Source organism: Dyella sp. C11 (assembly GCF_003121485.1).
Classification (GTDB): Bacteria; Pseudomonadota; Gammaproteobacteria; order Xanthomonadales; family Rhodanobacteraceae; genus Dyella.
In genome coordinates, this window is record NZ_QAVX01000015.1 from 107,766 (window position 1) to 122,554 (window position 14,789).

At 64.0% G+C, this 14,789-nt stretch carries 12 protein-coding genes; 7 read left to right on the forward strand and 5 right to left on the reverse strand.

Features of this window, described 5'->3' with window-relative positions:
- From DK366_RS14670 to DK366_RS14690, 5 genes are all read left to right on the forward strand, one after another.
- A partial coding sequence (locus tag DK366_RS14670; protein WP_232821064.1) for a glucokinase occupies positions 1–115 on the forward strand: 115 nt, incomplete at its 5' end.
- Positions 116–265: 150 nt separating this feature from the next.
- Entirely contained in the window at positions 266–3,031 is a 2,766-nt protein-coding gene (locus tag DK366_RS14675) for a TonB-dependent receptor (RefSeq protein ID WP_109126297.1), read from the forward strand.
- A 100-nt stretch (positions 3,032–3,131) separates the two neighbouring features.
- The gene (locus DK366_RS14680) at positions 3,132–4,952 is read left to right on the forward strand and encodes a glycoside hydrolase family 9 protein (protein ID WP_109126298.1); all 1,821 of its coding nucleotides are present in this window, start codon (positions 3,132–3,134) and stop codon (positions 4,950–4,952) included.
- A 22-nt stretch (positions 4,953–4,974) separates the two neighbouring features.
- Positions 4,975–7,275, forward strand: coding sequence for a family 20 glycosylhydrolase (locus DK366_RS14685; RefSeq protein ID WP_109126299.1), 2,301 nt, complete (start codon positions 4,975–4,977; stop codon positions 7,273–7,275).
- 5 nt (positions 7,276–7,280) lie between these two features.
- Positions 7,281–8,345, forward strand: a complete 1,065-nt coding sequence (locus DK366_RS14690) for a heparan-alpha-glucosaminide N-acetyltransferase domain-containing protein (protein ID WP_198651564.1) — start codon at positions 7,281–7,283, stop codon at positions 8,343–8,345.
- An 18-nt stretch (positions 8,346–8,363) separates the two neighbouring features.
- Here DK366_RS14690 and DK366_RS14695 read toward each other — a convergent pair whose 3' ends face one another.
- Complete coding sequence (locus DK366_RS14695; protein WP_343125628.1) at positions 8,364–9,857, reverse strand: diguanylate cyclase; 1,494 nt, start codon at positions 9,855–9,857, stop codon at positions 8,364–8,366.
- Positions 9,858–9,929: 72 nt separating this feature from the next.
- On the reverse strand, positions 9,930–10,439 hold the full coding sequence (locus DK366_RS14700) for an Lrp/AsnC family transcriptional regulator (protein WP_109126318.1): 510 nt from the start codon (positions 10,437–10,439) through the stop codon (positions 9,930–9,932).
- A gap of 107 nt (positions 10,440–10,546) precedes the next feature.
- Between DK366_RS14700 and DK366_RS14705 the strand changes: the two genes are divergently transcribed.
- A complete protein-coding gene (locus DK366_RS14705) occupies positions 10,547–11,464 on the forward strand; it encodes a DMT family transporter (protein ID WP_109126301.1) in 918 nt (305 codons plus the stop codon).
- A 31-nt stretch (positions 11,465–11,495) separates the two neighbouring features.
- A complete protein-coding gene (locus DK366_RS14710) occupies positions 11,496–12,179 on the forward strand; it encodes a glutathione S-transferase family protein (protein WP_109126319.1) in 684 nt (227 codons plus the stop codon).
- On the opposite strand, the gene DK366_RS14715 is transcribed toward DK366_RS14710, so the two are convergent.
- From DK366_RS14715 to ubiE, 3 genes are all read right to left on the reverse strand, one after another.
- The gene (locus DK366_RS14715; protein ID WP_109126302.1) at positions 12,180–12,839 is read right to left on the reverse strand and encodes a Pr6Pr family membrane protein; all 660 of its coding nucleotides are present in this window, start codon (positions 12,837–12,839) and stop codon (positions 12,180–12,182) included. It abuts the gene before it with no gap.
- Positions 12,840–12,937: 98 nt separating this feature from the next.
- Positions 12,938–13,576, reverse strand: coding sequence for a TMEM175 family protein (locus DK366_RS14720; protein WP_157956556.1), 639 nt, complete (start codon positions 13,574–13,576; stop codon positions 12,938–12,940).
- 74 nt (positions 13,577–13,650) lie between these two features.
- Positions 13,651–14,412: a bifunctional demethylmenaquinone methyltransferase/2-methoxy-6-polyprenyl-1,4-benzoquinol methylase UbiE gene (gene ubiE / locus DK366_RS14725; protein ID WP_109126304.1), complete on the reverse strand. Its 762-nt coding sequence runs from the start codon at positions 14,410–14,412 to the stop codon at positions 13,651–13,653.
- Positions 14,413–14,789 lie beyond the last annotated feature (377 nt).

Genomic DNA, 14,789 nt, shown 5'->3' on the forward strand with positions numbered 1-14,789 from the left:
CTTCAACAAGGGCGTGATGCGCGCCTTCTTGCAGCAAGTTCCCGTACGACTGATGGAGCACGGCCAGCACGGTGTGATTGGTGCAGCCGGCCTGTACCTGGACGGGCGAGCGTAAGACCCAGGGGAGAGCGCAGTACTAGGTAAGGCCACACCGTTCCACTGACCACACCGTTGCATTGAACCGGGCGCGAGCCCAGACAGCCACGCCGCAGCCGGACATCCCACAAACGTCCGCTGCAGAAAACGCCTTCGAGGGGAGGACACCATGTCACAGCGCAAGACTCTGCTAGCCGCCAGCATCATCGCCGGTTTGTGTTTGACCGGCTCCATTCACGCCCAGACCGCAGCCCCGGCCACCACTGGCCCGGCCGCGCAGTCGACCACCGACACCACCGCTGACCAGTCCAAGGCCAAGGAGCTGGAGACCGTTACCGTTACCGGTATCCGCGCCAGCCTGCAGGCGTCGATGGACACCAAGCGCAACGCCGACGCCATCGTCGACGCCATCACGTCGGAAGACATCGGCAAGTTCCCGGCCTCGAACGTGGCCGAAGCGCTGGCCCAGGTGCCGGGCGTGACGCTCGACCGCCAGCTGGGTGCGACCCAGCGCGTCAGCATCAACGGCATGGACCCCAGCCTCAACCTGACGCTGCTCGATGGCCACCCGGTGGCACAGGCCGTGTGGCTGTACGACGACGCGCCGAACCGCGGCTTCAACTTCTCGCTGCTTGCGCCGGAAGTGATCGGCCAGCTCGAAATCTACAAGAGCCCGGAAGCCCGTCTGCCGGAAGGCGCCATCGGTGGCACCATCGTGATGCACACGGTGAAGCCGCTTGACGTGCCGTCCAACACGCTGACCGGTTCGTTCGGCGTGAACTACAACGACATGGTCGAGAGCAGCCGTCCGTCGGGTTCGGTGTTCTACAGCTGGCACAACGACGACAAGACCTTTGGCGTCGACGTGTCCGCCCAGCACTACGAGCAGTACCAGAACCGCCAGGGCCTGGAAAACTACGGTTACTCGTCGGTGGCCTCCATCGTGGGCAGCAGCCCGGTCGCAGCCGCTGAAGTGGCCGCCGGCAAGATCAAGCTGACCGACCAGATCCCGAACCAGATCAGCGTGTCCAACTTCCAGCAGACCGAGAAGCGTGACAGCGTCACCTCCAACGTCCAGTGGAAGCCGACCTCCGAGCTGAGCTTCAACCTCGGCCTGATGTATGCCCGCGACAACCTGGGCAACGTCAACCAGTCGCTGTACCCGTGGTCGCTGCACAACCCGGCCGGCATCACCTCGCTGAATGAAGGCCCGAACGGCATCCTCACCAGCGGCAGCCAGGCCGGTACGCCGTGCCTGCAGAACCTCGCCTGCACCAGCACCGCCGACCCCTACGCCGACAACAATGCGCGCAAGTCGGTCATCACCACCAAGGGCGTGGACCTGACCGGCGAGTACAAGGGTGACGGCTGGCGCTTGAATGGCCAGGCCGGCGTGAGCGTGTCGCGCAACCCGATGGAAGCGGCCGTGAAGGAAATCTATTACGGCGGCGGCTTCGACTGGTCCATCAACCAGGGCCCGCAGTACACCGACCCGACCACCGCCAACAACCCGGCTTACTGGGCTGACAACGGCTGGGGCGGCAACCTTGGCAAGGAGCTGTACAAGGCCAAGGATACGTACGGCCAGTTGGACTTCACCAAGGACTTCGACGGCTTCCTCAACAACATCCAGGCCGGCGTGCGTTACGCCAAGCACTGGGAAAGCCAGACGCTCAACGTCTACACCGGTCCGCAGACGCTCACGCTGCTGGGCATCGGCTACGGCGGCCTGACCAACCTCAAGGGCGCCAACAGCCTGGGCCTGTCGCAGACGGCCATCCAGCACGTGCAGACCGCCGGTGCCGACGCGATCTTCAACGCGATCGAAAGCACCCCGGGCTTCGGCGTTGCCCAGGACGCGAACTCGTACTGGGATAACACCTTCGCCACGTCGCAGGAGAACGAGGCTGCTTACCTGCAGGCCAACTTCGGCAACGACAACCTGCATGGCAACGTGGGCGTGCGCTACGTGCACACCAAGAACGTCAGCAGCGGCTACGTGGTGCCGCAGGACTGCGCCGCTTCCGACTCGTGGGACTGCGTGTTCCCGGCCGGCTTCGGTTACGTCACCCAGGACAGCACGCACAACAACTGGCTGCCGTCGTTCAACATCGCCTACAACGTCACGCCGGACATCGTCCTGCGCGGCGCGGGTTCGGAAACCATCGCGTACGCTCCGTACAACCAGATGGCTCCGTACTTCGCCGCCAACGACACCGTGCTGACGGCTGCTGCCGGTAACCCGAACATCAAGCCGTATCGTTCGGTGAACTGGGATGGTTCGGCTGAGTGGTACTTCAACCCGCAGTCGGTGATTGCCGTGTCGTTCTTCTACAAGAACGTGCTGAACTACATCGTCAACGCCGCCACCACGCAGGAACGCCAGAACGGTTCGTGGGCCCTGCCGGACTTCGCCACCGCCGCTGCGGCGCTGGTTGCTTCCGGACAGTGTACGACCGCCGGTATCTGCGCTTACGACGTGACCGCACCGGTTGACGGTGGTCGCGCCAAGGTCAAGGGCGGCACCATCTCGTACCAGCAGTCGTACGGCTACGGCTTCGGTCTGCGTGCCAACTACACGTACTCCGACGCATCCACCAAGACGGGCGGCGCGCTGCCGTACAACTCCAAGAACTCGTACACGGTCGCTCCGTACTACGAAGAAGGTCCGTACAGCGCCAGCCTCGCCTACAGCTACCGTTCGAGCTACCTCGCCGGTGGTTACGTGGCCGGTGCACCGTCGACCTACGTCGATGGCTTCAAGGAACTGGACGCCACCCTGGGCTACGAGATCAACAAGAACTTCTCGCTCAGCCTGAACATGCTGAACCTGCTGAACTCCAAGTACTACGCGTACCTGGGCAGCAAGACGCAGATGTCGTCCGAGTACGTCACTGGCCGCCAGTACATGCTGAAGGCCAACTTCAAGTTCTAATTGGTTGTAGAACTTTTCTCCCCGAAACGGGCCCGGCACACTTGCCGGGCCCGATTTTTCATCGGGGATCGCTGTTTCCAAAACCTGCTGGAGTGATGACATGACGTCCTGTCGCCGTCTTGCGGTCGTCCTCTCGATGCTCGTCGCGCAAGGCGCCGTGGCATCGGACGTCAAGGTGCTGGTCGACCAGGTCGGTTACGACCCGGCGGCGATCAAGCAAGCCATCGTGAAGGGCGAAGCCTCCGGGCAGCCGTTCCAGGTGGTGGACGCCGATACCGGCAAGGTGGCGTTGCAGGGCATGCTTTCGTCGTCCGGCAAGGTCGCGCACTGGGGCGACGAATACGCCATCGCCGATTTCAGCAGCGTACACGCGCCCGGCCACTACTACGTGGAACTTCCGGGGCACGACGCGCGCTCGTGGACGTTCGACGTGCAGGACAACGTGCTCGAACGCAACACGCTTTCCAACGTTGTGTATTACTTCAAGGGCCAGCGCTCGACAGGCCTGATCGACAAGGCCGATACGCATCTGGCCCATCCGGACAGGTCACCAGGCACGCTCGACATCCGCGGCGGCTGGTACGACGCCACGGGCGACTACGGCATTCACCTGTCGCACCAGAACCCGACCAACTATTTCAACACCCAGCAGTTGCCGCTGGCTGCGTGGAGCCTGCTCCGCACGTGGCAACAGCTGGAAGCGCGCAACGACAAGAACTTCAACGAGTACAACCGTCGCCTCCTCGACGAAGGCCTGTTTGGCGCCGATTTCCTGGTGCGCGATAAACGGCCGAACGGCTCGTTCTATCAATCCATCGACGCGCCCGGCCCAGGCAAGCTGCCGCAGGATCGCCGCATTGGCGATCCGAACTGGAAGACGCAGATCAAGCTCAACCCGGGCGATCACACGGAGCATGTCGAGCAGCCTGCACGTGGTCCGCATGCGTTCGAGGCGAGTTTTCGTGCGGGTGGTGGCATGGCCATTGCCGCGCTGGCCGTGGCCGCGAGTACGGGTGTCGATGGCGATTTCACTGCGAAGGATTACCTGAAAGCAGCAGAAGATGCGTACCGCTTCCTGGATGCGAACAACCGCGAGCTCACGTTCGATCACAAGGACAACATCACCGACGACTACTGCGCGCTGATCGCTGCCGTGGAGCTGTATCGCGCCACGCACGACGAGACCTGGCGCAAGGCAGCGGACGCGAGAGCCGAGCGCTTGATGGCGCGGCTGATCTCGCACGATGGCCATCGCGACTACTGGCGCGCCGACGACGGCACGCGGCCGTTCTTCCATCCTTCCGACGCCGGCTTGCCGGTCGTGGCGCTGGTTGAATACGCCGGCATCGCCGATGTCAGGCGTGCAGCGAAAGTACGCGACACGGTAAAGCGCTCGCTCGCCTCCGAGCTTGCCGTGACGAACGATGTCAACAATCCGTTCGGTGTCGCACGCCAGCTGGTACGTGGTGGCGATGGCAAGGTTCGCACCGCATTCTTCTTCCCGCACGACACCGAGGCTGCACCGTGGTGGCAGGGCGAGAACGCACGCATTGCGTCGCTGGCTGCCGCAGCGCGACTTGCCGCGCCGCTTTATGCGGGCGACGCCGCCTTCCAGAAACGGCTGCAGGCGTACGCGTGGAACCAGCTGCACTGGATACTGGGCCGCAATCCGTTCGACAGCAGCATGCTGATGGCCAGCGGCCATCGCAACGCGCCCTACATGTTTTTCGACTCCTACGCGTACACCAATGCGCCGGGTGCGATCATCAACGGCATCACGTCCGGGCTGACCGACGAAGAAGGCATTGCCTTCGATCTTGGCTACGCGCAGACGGGCAAAGACGAAGACTGGCGCTGGACCGAACAATGGCTGCCGCACGACGCGTGGTATCTGTTCGCCATCAGCCTTCCCCACGATTGATGCAGAACTGCGAGACGACACCATGAAGAAGACACGCTATGTGCTGGCCTTTGCCCTGTGTGGCCTGGGTGCGTTGGCCCATGCCGCGCCCGTCGCGAACCTGATTCCCCTGCCGGCGCAGATCAGCGTGTCGGGCAATGCGTTCACGGTCACGGCGCAGACACCGATCGTGGTGGATGGCAACGATGCGGAGGCGCGCCATGCAGCGGACTACCTCGCCAAGCTCGCGAACAGCACGCGCCATCTGCCTTTGCAGGTGAAGACGGGTGCTGCCGAAGCGGGCGCCATTGTGCTCAAGCGCGACCTGCAGGCGCCGGTGGCGAATGCGGAAGGCTACGCGCTGGATGTCACTGACAAAGGCATCGTGATCACGGCGCGTGACGAGGCCGGTCTGTTCTATGGCGCCATCACCGCGTGGCAATTGCTGACGCCGGCACAGGGCAGCGGGGATGTTCGTGTCGAGGCGGTGCATATCCGCGACGAACCGCGCTTCGCGTGGCGTGGCTTCATGCTCGACTCCGCGCGTCATTTCCAGACGCCGGACGAAGTGCGCAGCATCATCGACCAGATGGCGCAGCACAAACTCAACACGCTGCATTGGCACCTGACGGATGACCAGGGCTGGCGCATCGAAATCAAGCGCTATCCCGAGCTTACCCGCATCGGCGCCTGGCGCACGCCACCTCGCGTGGGCAAGAAGGATGAGCCGGCGCGTTACGGCGGCTTCTACACGCAGGACGACATCCGCGCCATCGTGGCCTACGCCGCCGAGCGCCACATCACCGTGGTGCCCGAGCTGGACATGCCGGGCCACGCGCAAGCCGCGGTGGCGTCCTATCCGGAACTCGGCTCGACCGGGCAGCGACCGGCCGTGTCGGTGGACTGGGGCGTGAATCCCTACCTCTACAACGTGGACGACTCCACCATCCACTTCCTGCAGAACGTGCTGGACGAAGTGATGGCGCTGTTTCCTTCCACCTACATCCATGTGGGTGGCGACGAGGCGGTGAAGGATCAATGGCAGGCCTCCGCTACCGTGCAGGCGCGCATGCGTGCGCTGGGCATCAAGAACGAAGACGCGCTGCAAAGCTGGTTCATCGGTCAGATGGGCCAGTACCTCACGTCGCACGGACGCAGGCTGATCGGCTGGGACGAAATCCTTGAAGGTGGTGTGCCGGCGAGCGCAACGGTGATGTCATGGCGCGGCACGCAGGGTGCCATCGACGCCGCGAAGCTGGGGCACGACGTGGTGCTGTCGCCGTCGCCGCAGCTCTATATGGACCAGATGCAGAGCGACCTGCCGGACGAAACCACCGGTCGCCTGCCGGCGCAGACCTTGCAGAACTACTACGAGTTCGAGGCCGTGCCCAAGGAACTCGACGCGACGCAGGCCAAGCACGTGCTGGGCATGCAGGCGGCCATGTTCACCGAGCACATGCCCACGATGCGTCATCTGCAGCACGCGGTGTTCCCGCGCATGGATGCGCTGTCCGAAGCGGCGTGGACGCCGGTGAAGCAGCGCGATTTCCGTGGCTTCGTGGAGCGCTTGCCGGCGCAGCTGGCACGTTATCGCGCCCAGGACGTCGGTTATGCCGACAGTGCGTTCGCGCCTTCCATCGAGGTGGATCGCAATGCCGCCATCACCACGGGCCACGCCAAGGTCACGCTGGCCGACCAGGTGAAGTTCGGCAACCTGCACTACACCACGGACGGCAGCGAGCCGGGTGCGTCGTCGCCGTTGTACGTCAGTCCGTTCACCGTGACCGTGCCCAGCACCATCAAGGCGGTGTCGCTCGCCGACGACGGTACGCCGCTGGCGGCCGCGCGCATGCGCGTGATCGATCTGCCGTCGCTGCGAACGCGCACCACCGGTGAACTGGAAAATTGCGCCGGCAGCAACTTCCGCCTGCGCGTGCAGCCCACGCCCGATGCGACGAGCATGGCGCCGACCTACCTGATCAACGTATTCGACAATTGCCGCATGTATCGCGCGGCGAAACTTGATGGCATCGCTGGCATTCGCGTGGATACGGCCACCTTGCCGCGCAACTTCGCGCTGGCGCACGAAGCCAAGCTGGTGGTCGCGCACAAAGCGACCACGCCGCAGGGCGAGCTGGTGGTGCGTCTGGACAGTTGCAAGGGCAAGGTACTTGGCACGCTGCCGCTGCCGACCGATACGCCGGCCACGTTCACCCTGCAGGGTGCGTTGAAGAAGCAGGTGGGAACGCATGACCTGTGCCTGGTGTTCACCTCGCCGATCACCGGACCGATCTGGGGCGTGGGTGCTGTCACGCTGTTGCCGGCCGAGAAAGCGGGGCCGTGAAAGCCATGCTGCGCCGACTCGCCTCGGTCGACGCCTTGCGTGGCTGTACCGTCGCCTTGATGTTGCTGGTCAATGATCCGGGCGACTGGAGCCATACGTACGGCCCGTTGAAACACGCCGAGTGGAACGGCTGCACGCCCACCGATCTGGTGTTTCCGTTCTTCTTGTTCGTGGTCGGCGTGTCCATTGCGCTGGCCATTGGCCCCCGGTTGGAAAAAGGAGCCGACAAGGGCGAGCAGATGCGCGCCGCGCTAAAACGCGCGCTGCGCATCGTGCTGCTCGGCGTGGCGATCAACGTGGTGGCGTGGCTGATCCTGCCGGGAGCGCATCTGCGTTTGCCGGGCGTGCTTCAGCGCATTGGTGTGTGCTTTGCGGGCGCGGCGATGTTTGCCGTTTACACCCGGCCGCGCGTGCAATGGATCACCATCGCCGTGCTGCTGCTCGGCTACTGGAGCCTGCTTCTGGTCGGCGGTTCGCTGGAACCGTTCGCCAATATCGTCAGCCGCACGGATTTCGCCCTCTTCGGTCACACCGTGTATCTGATTGATCCCGCCACGGGGCGCGGCCACGATCCGGAAGGCTTGCTGGGCTGCCTTCCCTCGCTGGCCACATCGCTGCTTGGTCTGCGCGCGGGTCAATGGCTGCGCAGTGGAAATACCAGGGCGATCATCGCTGCCGGCATCGCATGGTTGCTGCTCGGTTGGATCTGGTCGCTGGTATTTCCGTTCAACAAGAATCTGTGGAGTTCGTCGTTCGTGCTGTGGACGGCGGGCTGGGCATCGCTGGCGCTGGTGCTGTTCCACGTGTTGATTGACTGCTGGGGCTGGCCGCCCATCGGCCGCCGTTTCGGCGTCAATGCGGTGGCCGCTTATGCCGGTTCGGAACTGATGCAGATAGTGTTGCCGGGCCTCGGCATGCAGGATGCGCTTTATCAAAACGCGTTCGCCGGCTGGATCACGCCGCTGGCGGGGCCTTACGTGGCGTCCCTCGCTTACGCCATCGTGTTCGTCGCGGTGTGGTGGCTGATCGTCTACGCGATGGACCGCAAGGCGATCTACCTCAAGCTGTAGCGCGCGGGTGGCCTGCGCTCAACGACCGAGGCCTGGTGCGGCCTTGTCCTGCACCGGCTTGTCGGTATCACCGGCGATGCGCACGCGGTTACCGCCAAATTCCTTGACCTGATACATCGCCGCATCCGCAGCGCGGGACAATTCGCGCGATGTGCGCCCATGCAGCGGGTACGTCGCGACGCCAATGCTGACCGACGCATGCAGCATGTGGTCGCCCAGCTGGAACGGTTCGTGGATGGCGGCTCGCAGTTTTTCCGCCACGCTGATGCTGTCCGCCAAGGATTGCAGACGACACAGCAGCACCACGAATTCATCGCCGCCCATGCGACCCACGACGTCGCCTTCGCGCAGATGGCTGCGGATGCGCTGCGCCACTTCGCACAGCAGCAGGTCGCCGGTGTGATGACCGTAGCGGTCGTTCACCAGCTTGAACTTGTCGAGATCGATGTAGAGCAGCGCCAGGTTGCCACCGAAACGGCTCACGTTTTCCAGTGCGGATTCGAATTGCTGGTGGAACAGGTCGCGATTGGCCAGGTCGGTCAGCGGATCGTGGCGTGCGATGTGATGCAGTCGCGCCTCGGCCTGCTTGCGCTCGATGGCGGCGGCCACCTGCGTGGACACGAACTGCAGCAGCTCCTTGTCGGCCTCGGTGTAGCGCGTGGCATCGGAATAGCTCTGCACCACCAGCGCACCCACCGTGATGCCCTGCGAACACAACGGCACGCCCAGCCAGTGCAGGGCGTCCGTGCCGATCACCGGCAAGGAGGGGTCCGAAGGCGCGCCCGGCGTCACCAGCAAGGCTTGTCCGCTGCGGATGACCTGCGCGGTGAGCGAGCCGGCGTCCATGCTTTGCGCGGGCGGCGTGTCGTCGCGTTCGTCGACGAAATACGGAAACGTCATTTCGTTGTGCAACGGGTCGTACAGCGCCACGAAGAAATTGCCGGCCGGCAGCAGGGCGCCGACGATGCGGTGGATCTCTTCGTACAGCGTGGGCAGGTTGTCGGCCGTATGCGCCGCCTCGGAGATGGCGTGCAGTGCGGCGGTCATCGATTCGGCACGCTTGAGCGCGGTGATGTCGCGCGCCACCGCGATACGCATCTGCTCCGTCTCTGACCAGCGCGCCGACCACATGATGTGCACCACCGAACCATCCTTGCGGATGTATCGGTTCTGGAAATGCGACTGCGGGTGGCCGGCCATGATGGCGCTGGCCACTTCCAGCGTGGCTTCGCGATCGTCCGGATGCACCAGGTCGATCATGCGGCGGCCGATCACCTCATCCGGCTTGTAGCCGAAGATGCGCTCGTAGGCGGCGCTGACGAACACGTACCGCCCCTCCGTGTCCACGACACAGATGGCATCCCATAGGAGATCCATGATCTTGTTGAGCAGGGCGGTGTCCATGGCACGGGTAAGGGCTGGCTGAGCGCTGGCGATATCCTGCTGACACGCAAGATGCGTGCCGTCGGCCAGGCAAAACGGCTCATTTCCCGTGTTTCGGTGTGCAGCCATGGGAGGGCGCAGGTATCCGGACGGCGATGCTTGCCACTATAGGATTTCCCGCGCCCCAACGGACATGGACGGCTAGGTGTCCAGCAGGCTGCGCCCATTGGCCCACATGGTGCGCGTGAGGGGGCGGTTTTCGTGGGGTGTCTGCAGCACCACCAGCGTGGTGGTGCTGATGCTGGCGTGGATCTTCAGCAGCCGGTCCAGCACGGTTTCCAGGTGAGGGATGGACATGGCCACCACGCGCAGCAGGGCGGAATCCTCGCCCGCCAGGCGGCGGCAATCGAGCACTTCGGGAATGTCGGCCACCAGCGAGCCCACGCGGGCGCAGATGCCGCCGTCGCAACGCAGGCGGATCATGGCGTCGATCTCGTAGCCCAGCTTGCGCGGGTTCACCACGGCCCGATAGCCGGCTATGACCCCGGCTTCCTCCAGGCGTTTCACCCGCTCGGCCACGGCGGGCGCGGAAAGCCTGACCTTGCGGCCCAACTCGGCGTAACCCAACCGGGCATCCTGCTGCAGGGCCTCCAGCAGCTGCCAATCGGTGGCGTCCCAAATCGGTTTCGATTCAAAGGTGGCTGCGTTCATGGACATTTCGTTCGTTGGCGAAACATTCGCATCGTACGCTGATTCATCATTCAAGCGCATCGCGTCGAACCTTACGATGCGCAGCATTCCCCACCGGATTTCGTCCCATGCAGACCCCGGAACGCCTGGACGGGCGTGCCCTCGCTTACATCGGCATCGCCCTGCTTACCTGGTCGTCGGCCTATGCCGCGATCGCCTATGCGCTGGCCGGGTTCACGCCCGGCGAAGTGGCGCTGGCCCGCCTGGCCATTGGCTCGCTCTGCTTCGCCGTGCTGATGCTGGTGAAGCATGTGCCCATGCCGGCCAAGCGGGACTGGCCCGTGCTGACGTTGCTCGGCGTGATTGGCCTCACCGTGTACCACTTGTGCCTCAATACGGCGGAAACCCGCGTGGCCAGCGGCACGGCCGCCATTCTGATCTCGCTGGTTCCGGCGACCACGGCGGCGCTGTCGGCCATCTGGCTGCGCGAACGCCTGTCGCCACGCACGCTGCTCGGACTGGGCGTGGCGCTGGTCGGCGTGGTGCTGGTGGTGCTCACCAGCGGCAAGGACGTCAAGGTGGAACCCATGGCCGCGCTGGTGCTGGTGAGCGTGGTGGGATGTTCCATCTTCTTCGTGGGCCAGAAGCCGCTGTTCGCGCGCAACAGCATGCTGGGCGTCACCGGTTTCACCTTCTTCGCCGGCACGCTGGGCGCGCTGCCCTTCGGTCTGGGGCTTCCGCAGGCGCTGATGCATGCCGCGCCGTCGCATATCGGAGCGCTGCTGTGGCTGGGCATTGCGCCTACCTTCATCGGCTACATCGCGTGGAACGCCGCGCTGCAACGCGCGCCAGCGTCGCAGGTGAGCAGCTTCATCTACTTTTCGCCGCCGATCGCCGTGCTCATCGGCTGGGCTTGGCTGGGCGAGCGTCCCACGTTGCTCACGCTGGTGGGTGGTGTGATCACCATCGGTGGCGTGGTGCTGGCGAATGCGCGCCGTCGCGCGCAGCCCGCTCCCGTGGTCGGGCATCCCGCCAAGCAGGCATGATGCTCGGCACCTGAGAGCATTGGAGCATCGCGTGGCCACGCTTTATATCGCCAACAAGAATTACTCGTCGTGGTCGTTGCGTCCCTGGGTGCTGATGAAACACCTCGGCATCCCCTTCGACGAACGCCAGATGGTGTTTGGCGATGGCTCCAACTGGGAAGCATTCCGTCAGTTCGCCCCCAACGGCCGCGTACCCTGCCTGCATCACGGCGATGACGTGGTGTGGGATTCGCTGGCCATCGTGGAATATCTCGCCGAACGCCATCCCGGCGTTTGGCCATCCAAAGGCGAAGCACGCACGTGGGCACGCTGTGCCGCTGCCGAAATGCACTCGGGCTTCGCCACGCTGCGCAACGCATGCGGCATGAGCTGTGGCATCCGCGTTCGCCTGCGCGAAACCGGTCCGTCGTTGCGTGCGGATATCGCCCGCATCAACGAGCTGTGGAACGAGGGGCTGTCGCGCTTCGGCGGCCCGTTCCTCGCCGGTGATCAGTTCACGGCGGTCGATGCGTTCTATGCGCCGGTGGTGTTTCGCGTGCAGACCTACGATCTGCCCATGCAGGGCGAAGCATCGGCGTACGTCGAGCGCATGCTTGCCCTGCCGTCGATGCGCGAATGGTATGAAGCTGCGCTGGCCGAGCCTTGGCGCGATGATGCACACGAGGCGGAAACCCGCCATTACGGCGATGTGATCAAGGATTTCCGTGTGGCTTGATCAGGCCGCATCGACAACGGCGCGGCCCTGTCGCCGCGCCTGCCACCGGCCGATTGTCACCAGCAACAACGCCACGATGACGAACGCCACCAGCACGGCGATCGCATCGATCAGTACCTGCACGTAGCCCAGCGCGGTCACGTCGAGAAACGGGTAGGGATACCAGCCACTCACTGCGCCACGCACGAGCACGTAGAAGAAATAGCCGGCCGGATAGCTTTGCCATGCCAGCACCTGCGACCAGCGCAGCGTTCCCTTGGGTACGGCCAGCCACCAGTACACGAGATACAGCACCGGCATGATGTCGTGCACGATCATGTCCGCAATCAACAGCCAGCCGGTCGGACTCCACAGCTGACGCAACATCAGGTTGTACACGGCGCTGACGATCACGATGCTCATCGCGGCGGCAGTCTGCACACCCGGACGGGCGAAGAACGCGCCGAAGCGCCCCCGCGCATCCATGCCCACCACGGTCAGCACTACCGCCACCAGCAGATTGGTGAGGATGGTGTAGAAGCCCAGGAACAGCCACACGCCTTCCAGCGTCGTGCCGCCCTTGTCCAAGGACATACGGACTGAAAACCACAGTTGCAGCGCAAGGCCAAACCAGCCGAGCAGGGCGCTGAACAGGGCGAGTGGCCGATGGCGTGACAGCATGGCAATCGCTTCCGTGAAACGGTCAGGCCACTATGCCATTCCATGCACGCACGCGCTGCAACGCAAGAAATCGCTCAGGGCATGAGCGGTGGCGCTTCTCAGCCTTCGACAGGCGCCAGTTGCAGACGCAACGCGCGGCGCTGCCCAAGTGCGTAGAACAGTCGCGTGAAAAGCGGGATGCCAAACAGCATCACGTTATTCACGCCTGGCGCAAAGCACGCAGCGACGAGCGACAGCAGCGCGGCGACAGGCAGGCCCAATGCGCGCCAGCGGGTGCCAGTCACGTGTTCGGCGGGGATGTCGGACCGCACGTACGGCGCACGCAGCGCCATGGCGAACAGCACGAATTGCAGTAGCCCGGCGGCGAGCAGTGTGCCCGCATAAACCACTTCAGGTACGCGGGCGAGCGGGTTGGAGCTCATCAGCGCCGTGGCGAAGGGCATGAAGGCCACCGTCATCAGCAGCAGCATGTTGGGCCACATGATGGAGGGCTTGTAGTCCACCAGCATGCCGAACACGCGGTGATGCGCCACCCACAAGGCGCCGATGACCAGGAAGCTCAGGGCGAAACCGAAGAAGCTCGGTTGCAGCGCCTGCAATGCCTGCAGGTAGGCGCCATCGTCTCGCGTCTCCAGGTGCGGCACGTGCACCTCGATGATGAGCAGCGTGATCGCGATGGCGAACACGGCATCGGAGAAGAACGTCAGTCGTTCAAGTTGCGAGGCGTTGGAGCTCATCGTCATCCCTGTGATGTGGCTGGCCGTGCTGCGCGAAATGGCGGACGCCGCTGGGGACGTCCGTTTGAAACCGATCAGAATTTGTAGGCGCGATGGATGGCCACGATGCCATTGGTCAGGTTGCGTACGTCCACGCGGCCGAAGCCGGCACGCTCCATCATGCCCTTCAAGGTCTGCTGATCCGGATGCTTGCGGATCGATTCGGCGAGGTACTGGTAGCTGTCGGCGTCACCGGCAAACAGTTGGCCAAGCTTGGGCAGCACCTTGAACGAATGGAAATCGTAGAGCTTGCTGAAGAGCTCGCTCTGCACGCGCGAGAACTCCAGCACCAGCGCGCGACCACCCGGCTTCAGCACGCGGCAGATATCCGCCAGCGCCTTGTCCTTGTCGGTGACATTGCGCAGGCCAAAGGCCATGGTCACCGCGTCGAAGCTGTTGTCCGGGAAGGGCAGGGCTTCGGCGTTGAGCTGGGTCCAGCGCAGGCCGGAAACGAGACCGCGATCCGTCATGCGGTCGCGACCCACGCCCAGCATGGCGGCGTTGATGTCGCCCACGATGACTTCGCCTTCGGCGCCAACCACCGGTTTCAGCAGCGCAGCGATGTCACCCGTGCCGCCCGCCAGATCCAGCACGCGATCGCCACGGCGAACGCCGCTGATCGACACGAAGTGGCGCTTCCACAGGCGATGGACGCCGAACGACATGAGGTCGTTCATCAGGTCATAGCTGCGCGCGACGGAGGTGAAAACCTGGCCGACGAGCTTCTGCTTGTCGCCGACGGGAACGTCGCGGAAGCCGAAATGGGTAGTGTTCTGGGGTTGGGGCTGGTCGCTCATGGGGGTAATGGTAGCGGATTGGGGCCAGTGGCTTCTTATCTTGCGGGGTGCGGCACATAGCTCCCTCTCCCCGTCGGGGAGAGGGTTGGGGTGAGGGGCGGGTGCTCGCCCGGACGATCCATTCCCTCGTCGCCGTCCCAGCGACTACGTCCCTATCCCTCACCGTCATTCCCGCGAAGGCGGGAATCCAGTGACTTTGCCTTTTCGCTCTTTTTTGGCCTCTCCGCGACCCGGCTCGCCTGCCGCGGGCTTCCGACCTCCTGCCGGAGGCCGGGTCACTTTTCTTTGCATGCCCAAAGAAAAGTAACCAAAAGAAAGGGCACCCCGGATGACGCGCCTTCCGGGCTTTCAGCCCTCCAGGTCCGCGTGCGGGTTAC

Bases quoted from the DNA above. Each gene is read 5' to 3' on its own strand.
- DK366_RS14675 (WP_109126297.1), top strand. From the start codon at position 266: ATGTCACAGCGCAAGACTCTGCTAGCCGCCAGCATCATCGCCGGTTTG.
- DK366_RS14680 (WP_109126298.1), top strand. From the start codon at position 3,132: ATGACGTCCTGTCGCCGTCTTGCGGTCGTCCTCTCGATGCTCGTCGCG.
- DK366_RS14685 (WP_109126299.1), top strand. From the start codon at position 4,975: ATGAAGAAGACACGCTATGTGCTGGCCTTTGCCCTGTGTGGCCTGGGT.
- DK366_RS14690 (WP_198651564.1), top strand. From the start codon at position 7,281: ATGCTGCGCCGACTCGCCTCGGTCGACGCCTTGCGTGGCTGTACCGTC.
- DK366_RS14695 (WP_343125628.1), bottom strand. From the start codon at position 9,857: ATGGCTGCACACCGAAACACGGGAAATGAGCCGTTTTGCCTGGCCGAC.
- DK366_RS14700 (WP_109126318.1), bottom strand. From the start codon at position 10,439: ATGAACGCAGCCACCTTTGAATCGAAACCGATTTGGGACGCCACCGAT.
- DK366_RS14705 (WP_109126301.1), top strand. From the start codon at position 10,547: ATGCAGACCCCGGAACGCCTGGACGGGCGTGCCCTCGCTTACATCGGC.
- DK366_RS14715 (WP_109126302.1), bottom strand. From the start codon at position 12,839: ATGCTGTCACGCCATCGGCCACTCGCCCTGTTCAGCGCCCTGCTCGGC.
- DK366_RS14720 (WP_157956556.1), bottom strand. From the start codon at position 13,576: ATGAGCTCCAACGCCTCGCAACTTGAACGACTGACGTTCTTCTCCGAT.
- ubiE (WP_109126304.1), bottom strand. From the start codon at position 14,412: ATGAGCGACCAGCCCCAACCCCAGAACACTACCCATTTCGGCTTCCGC.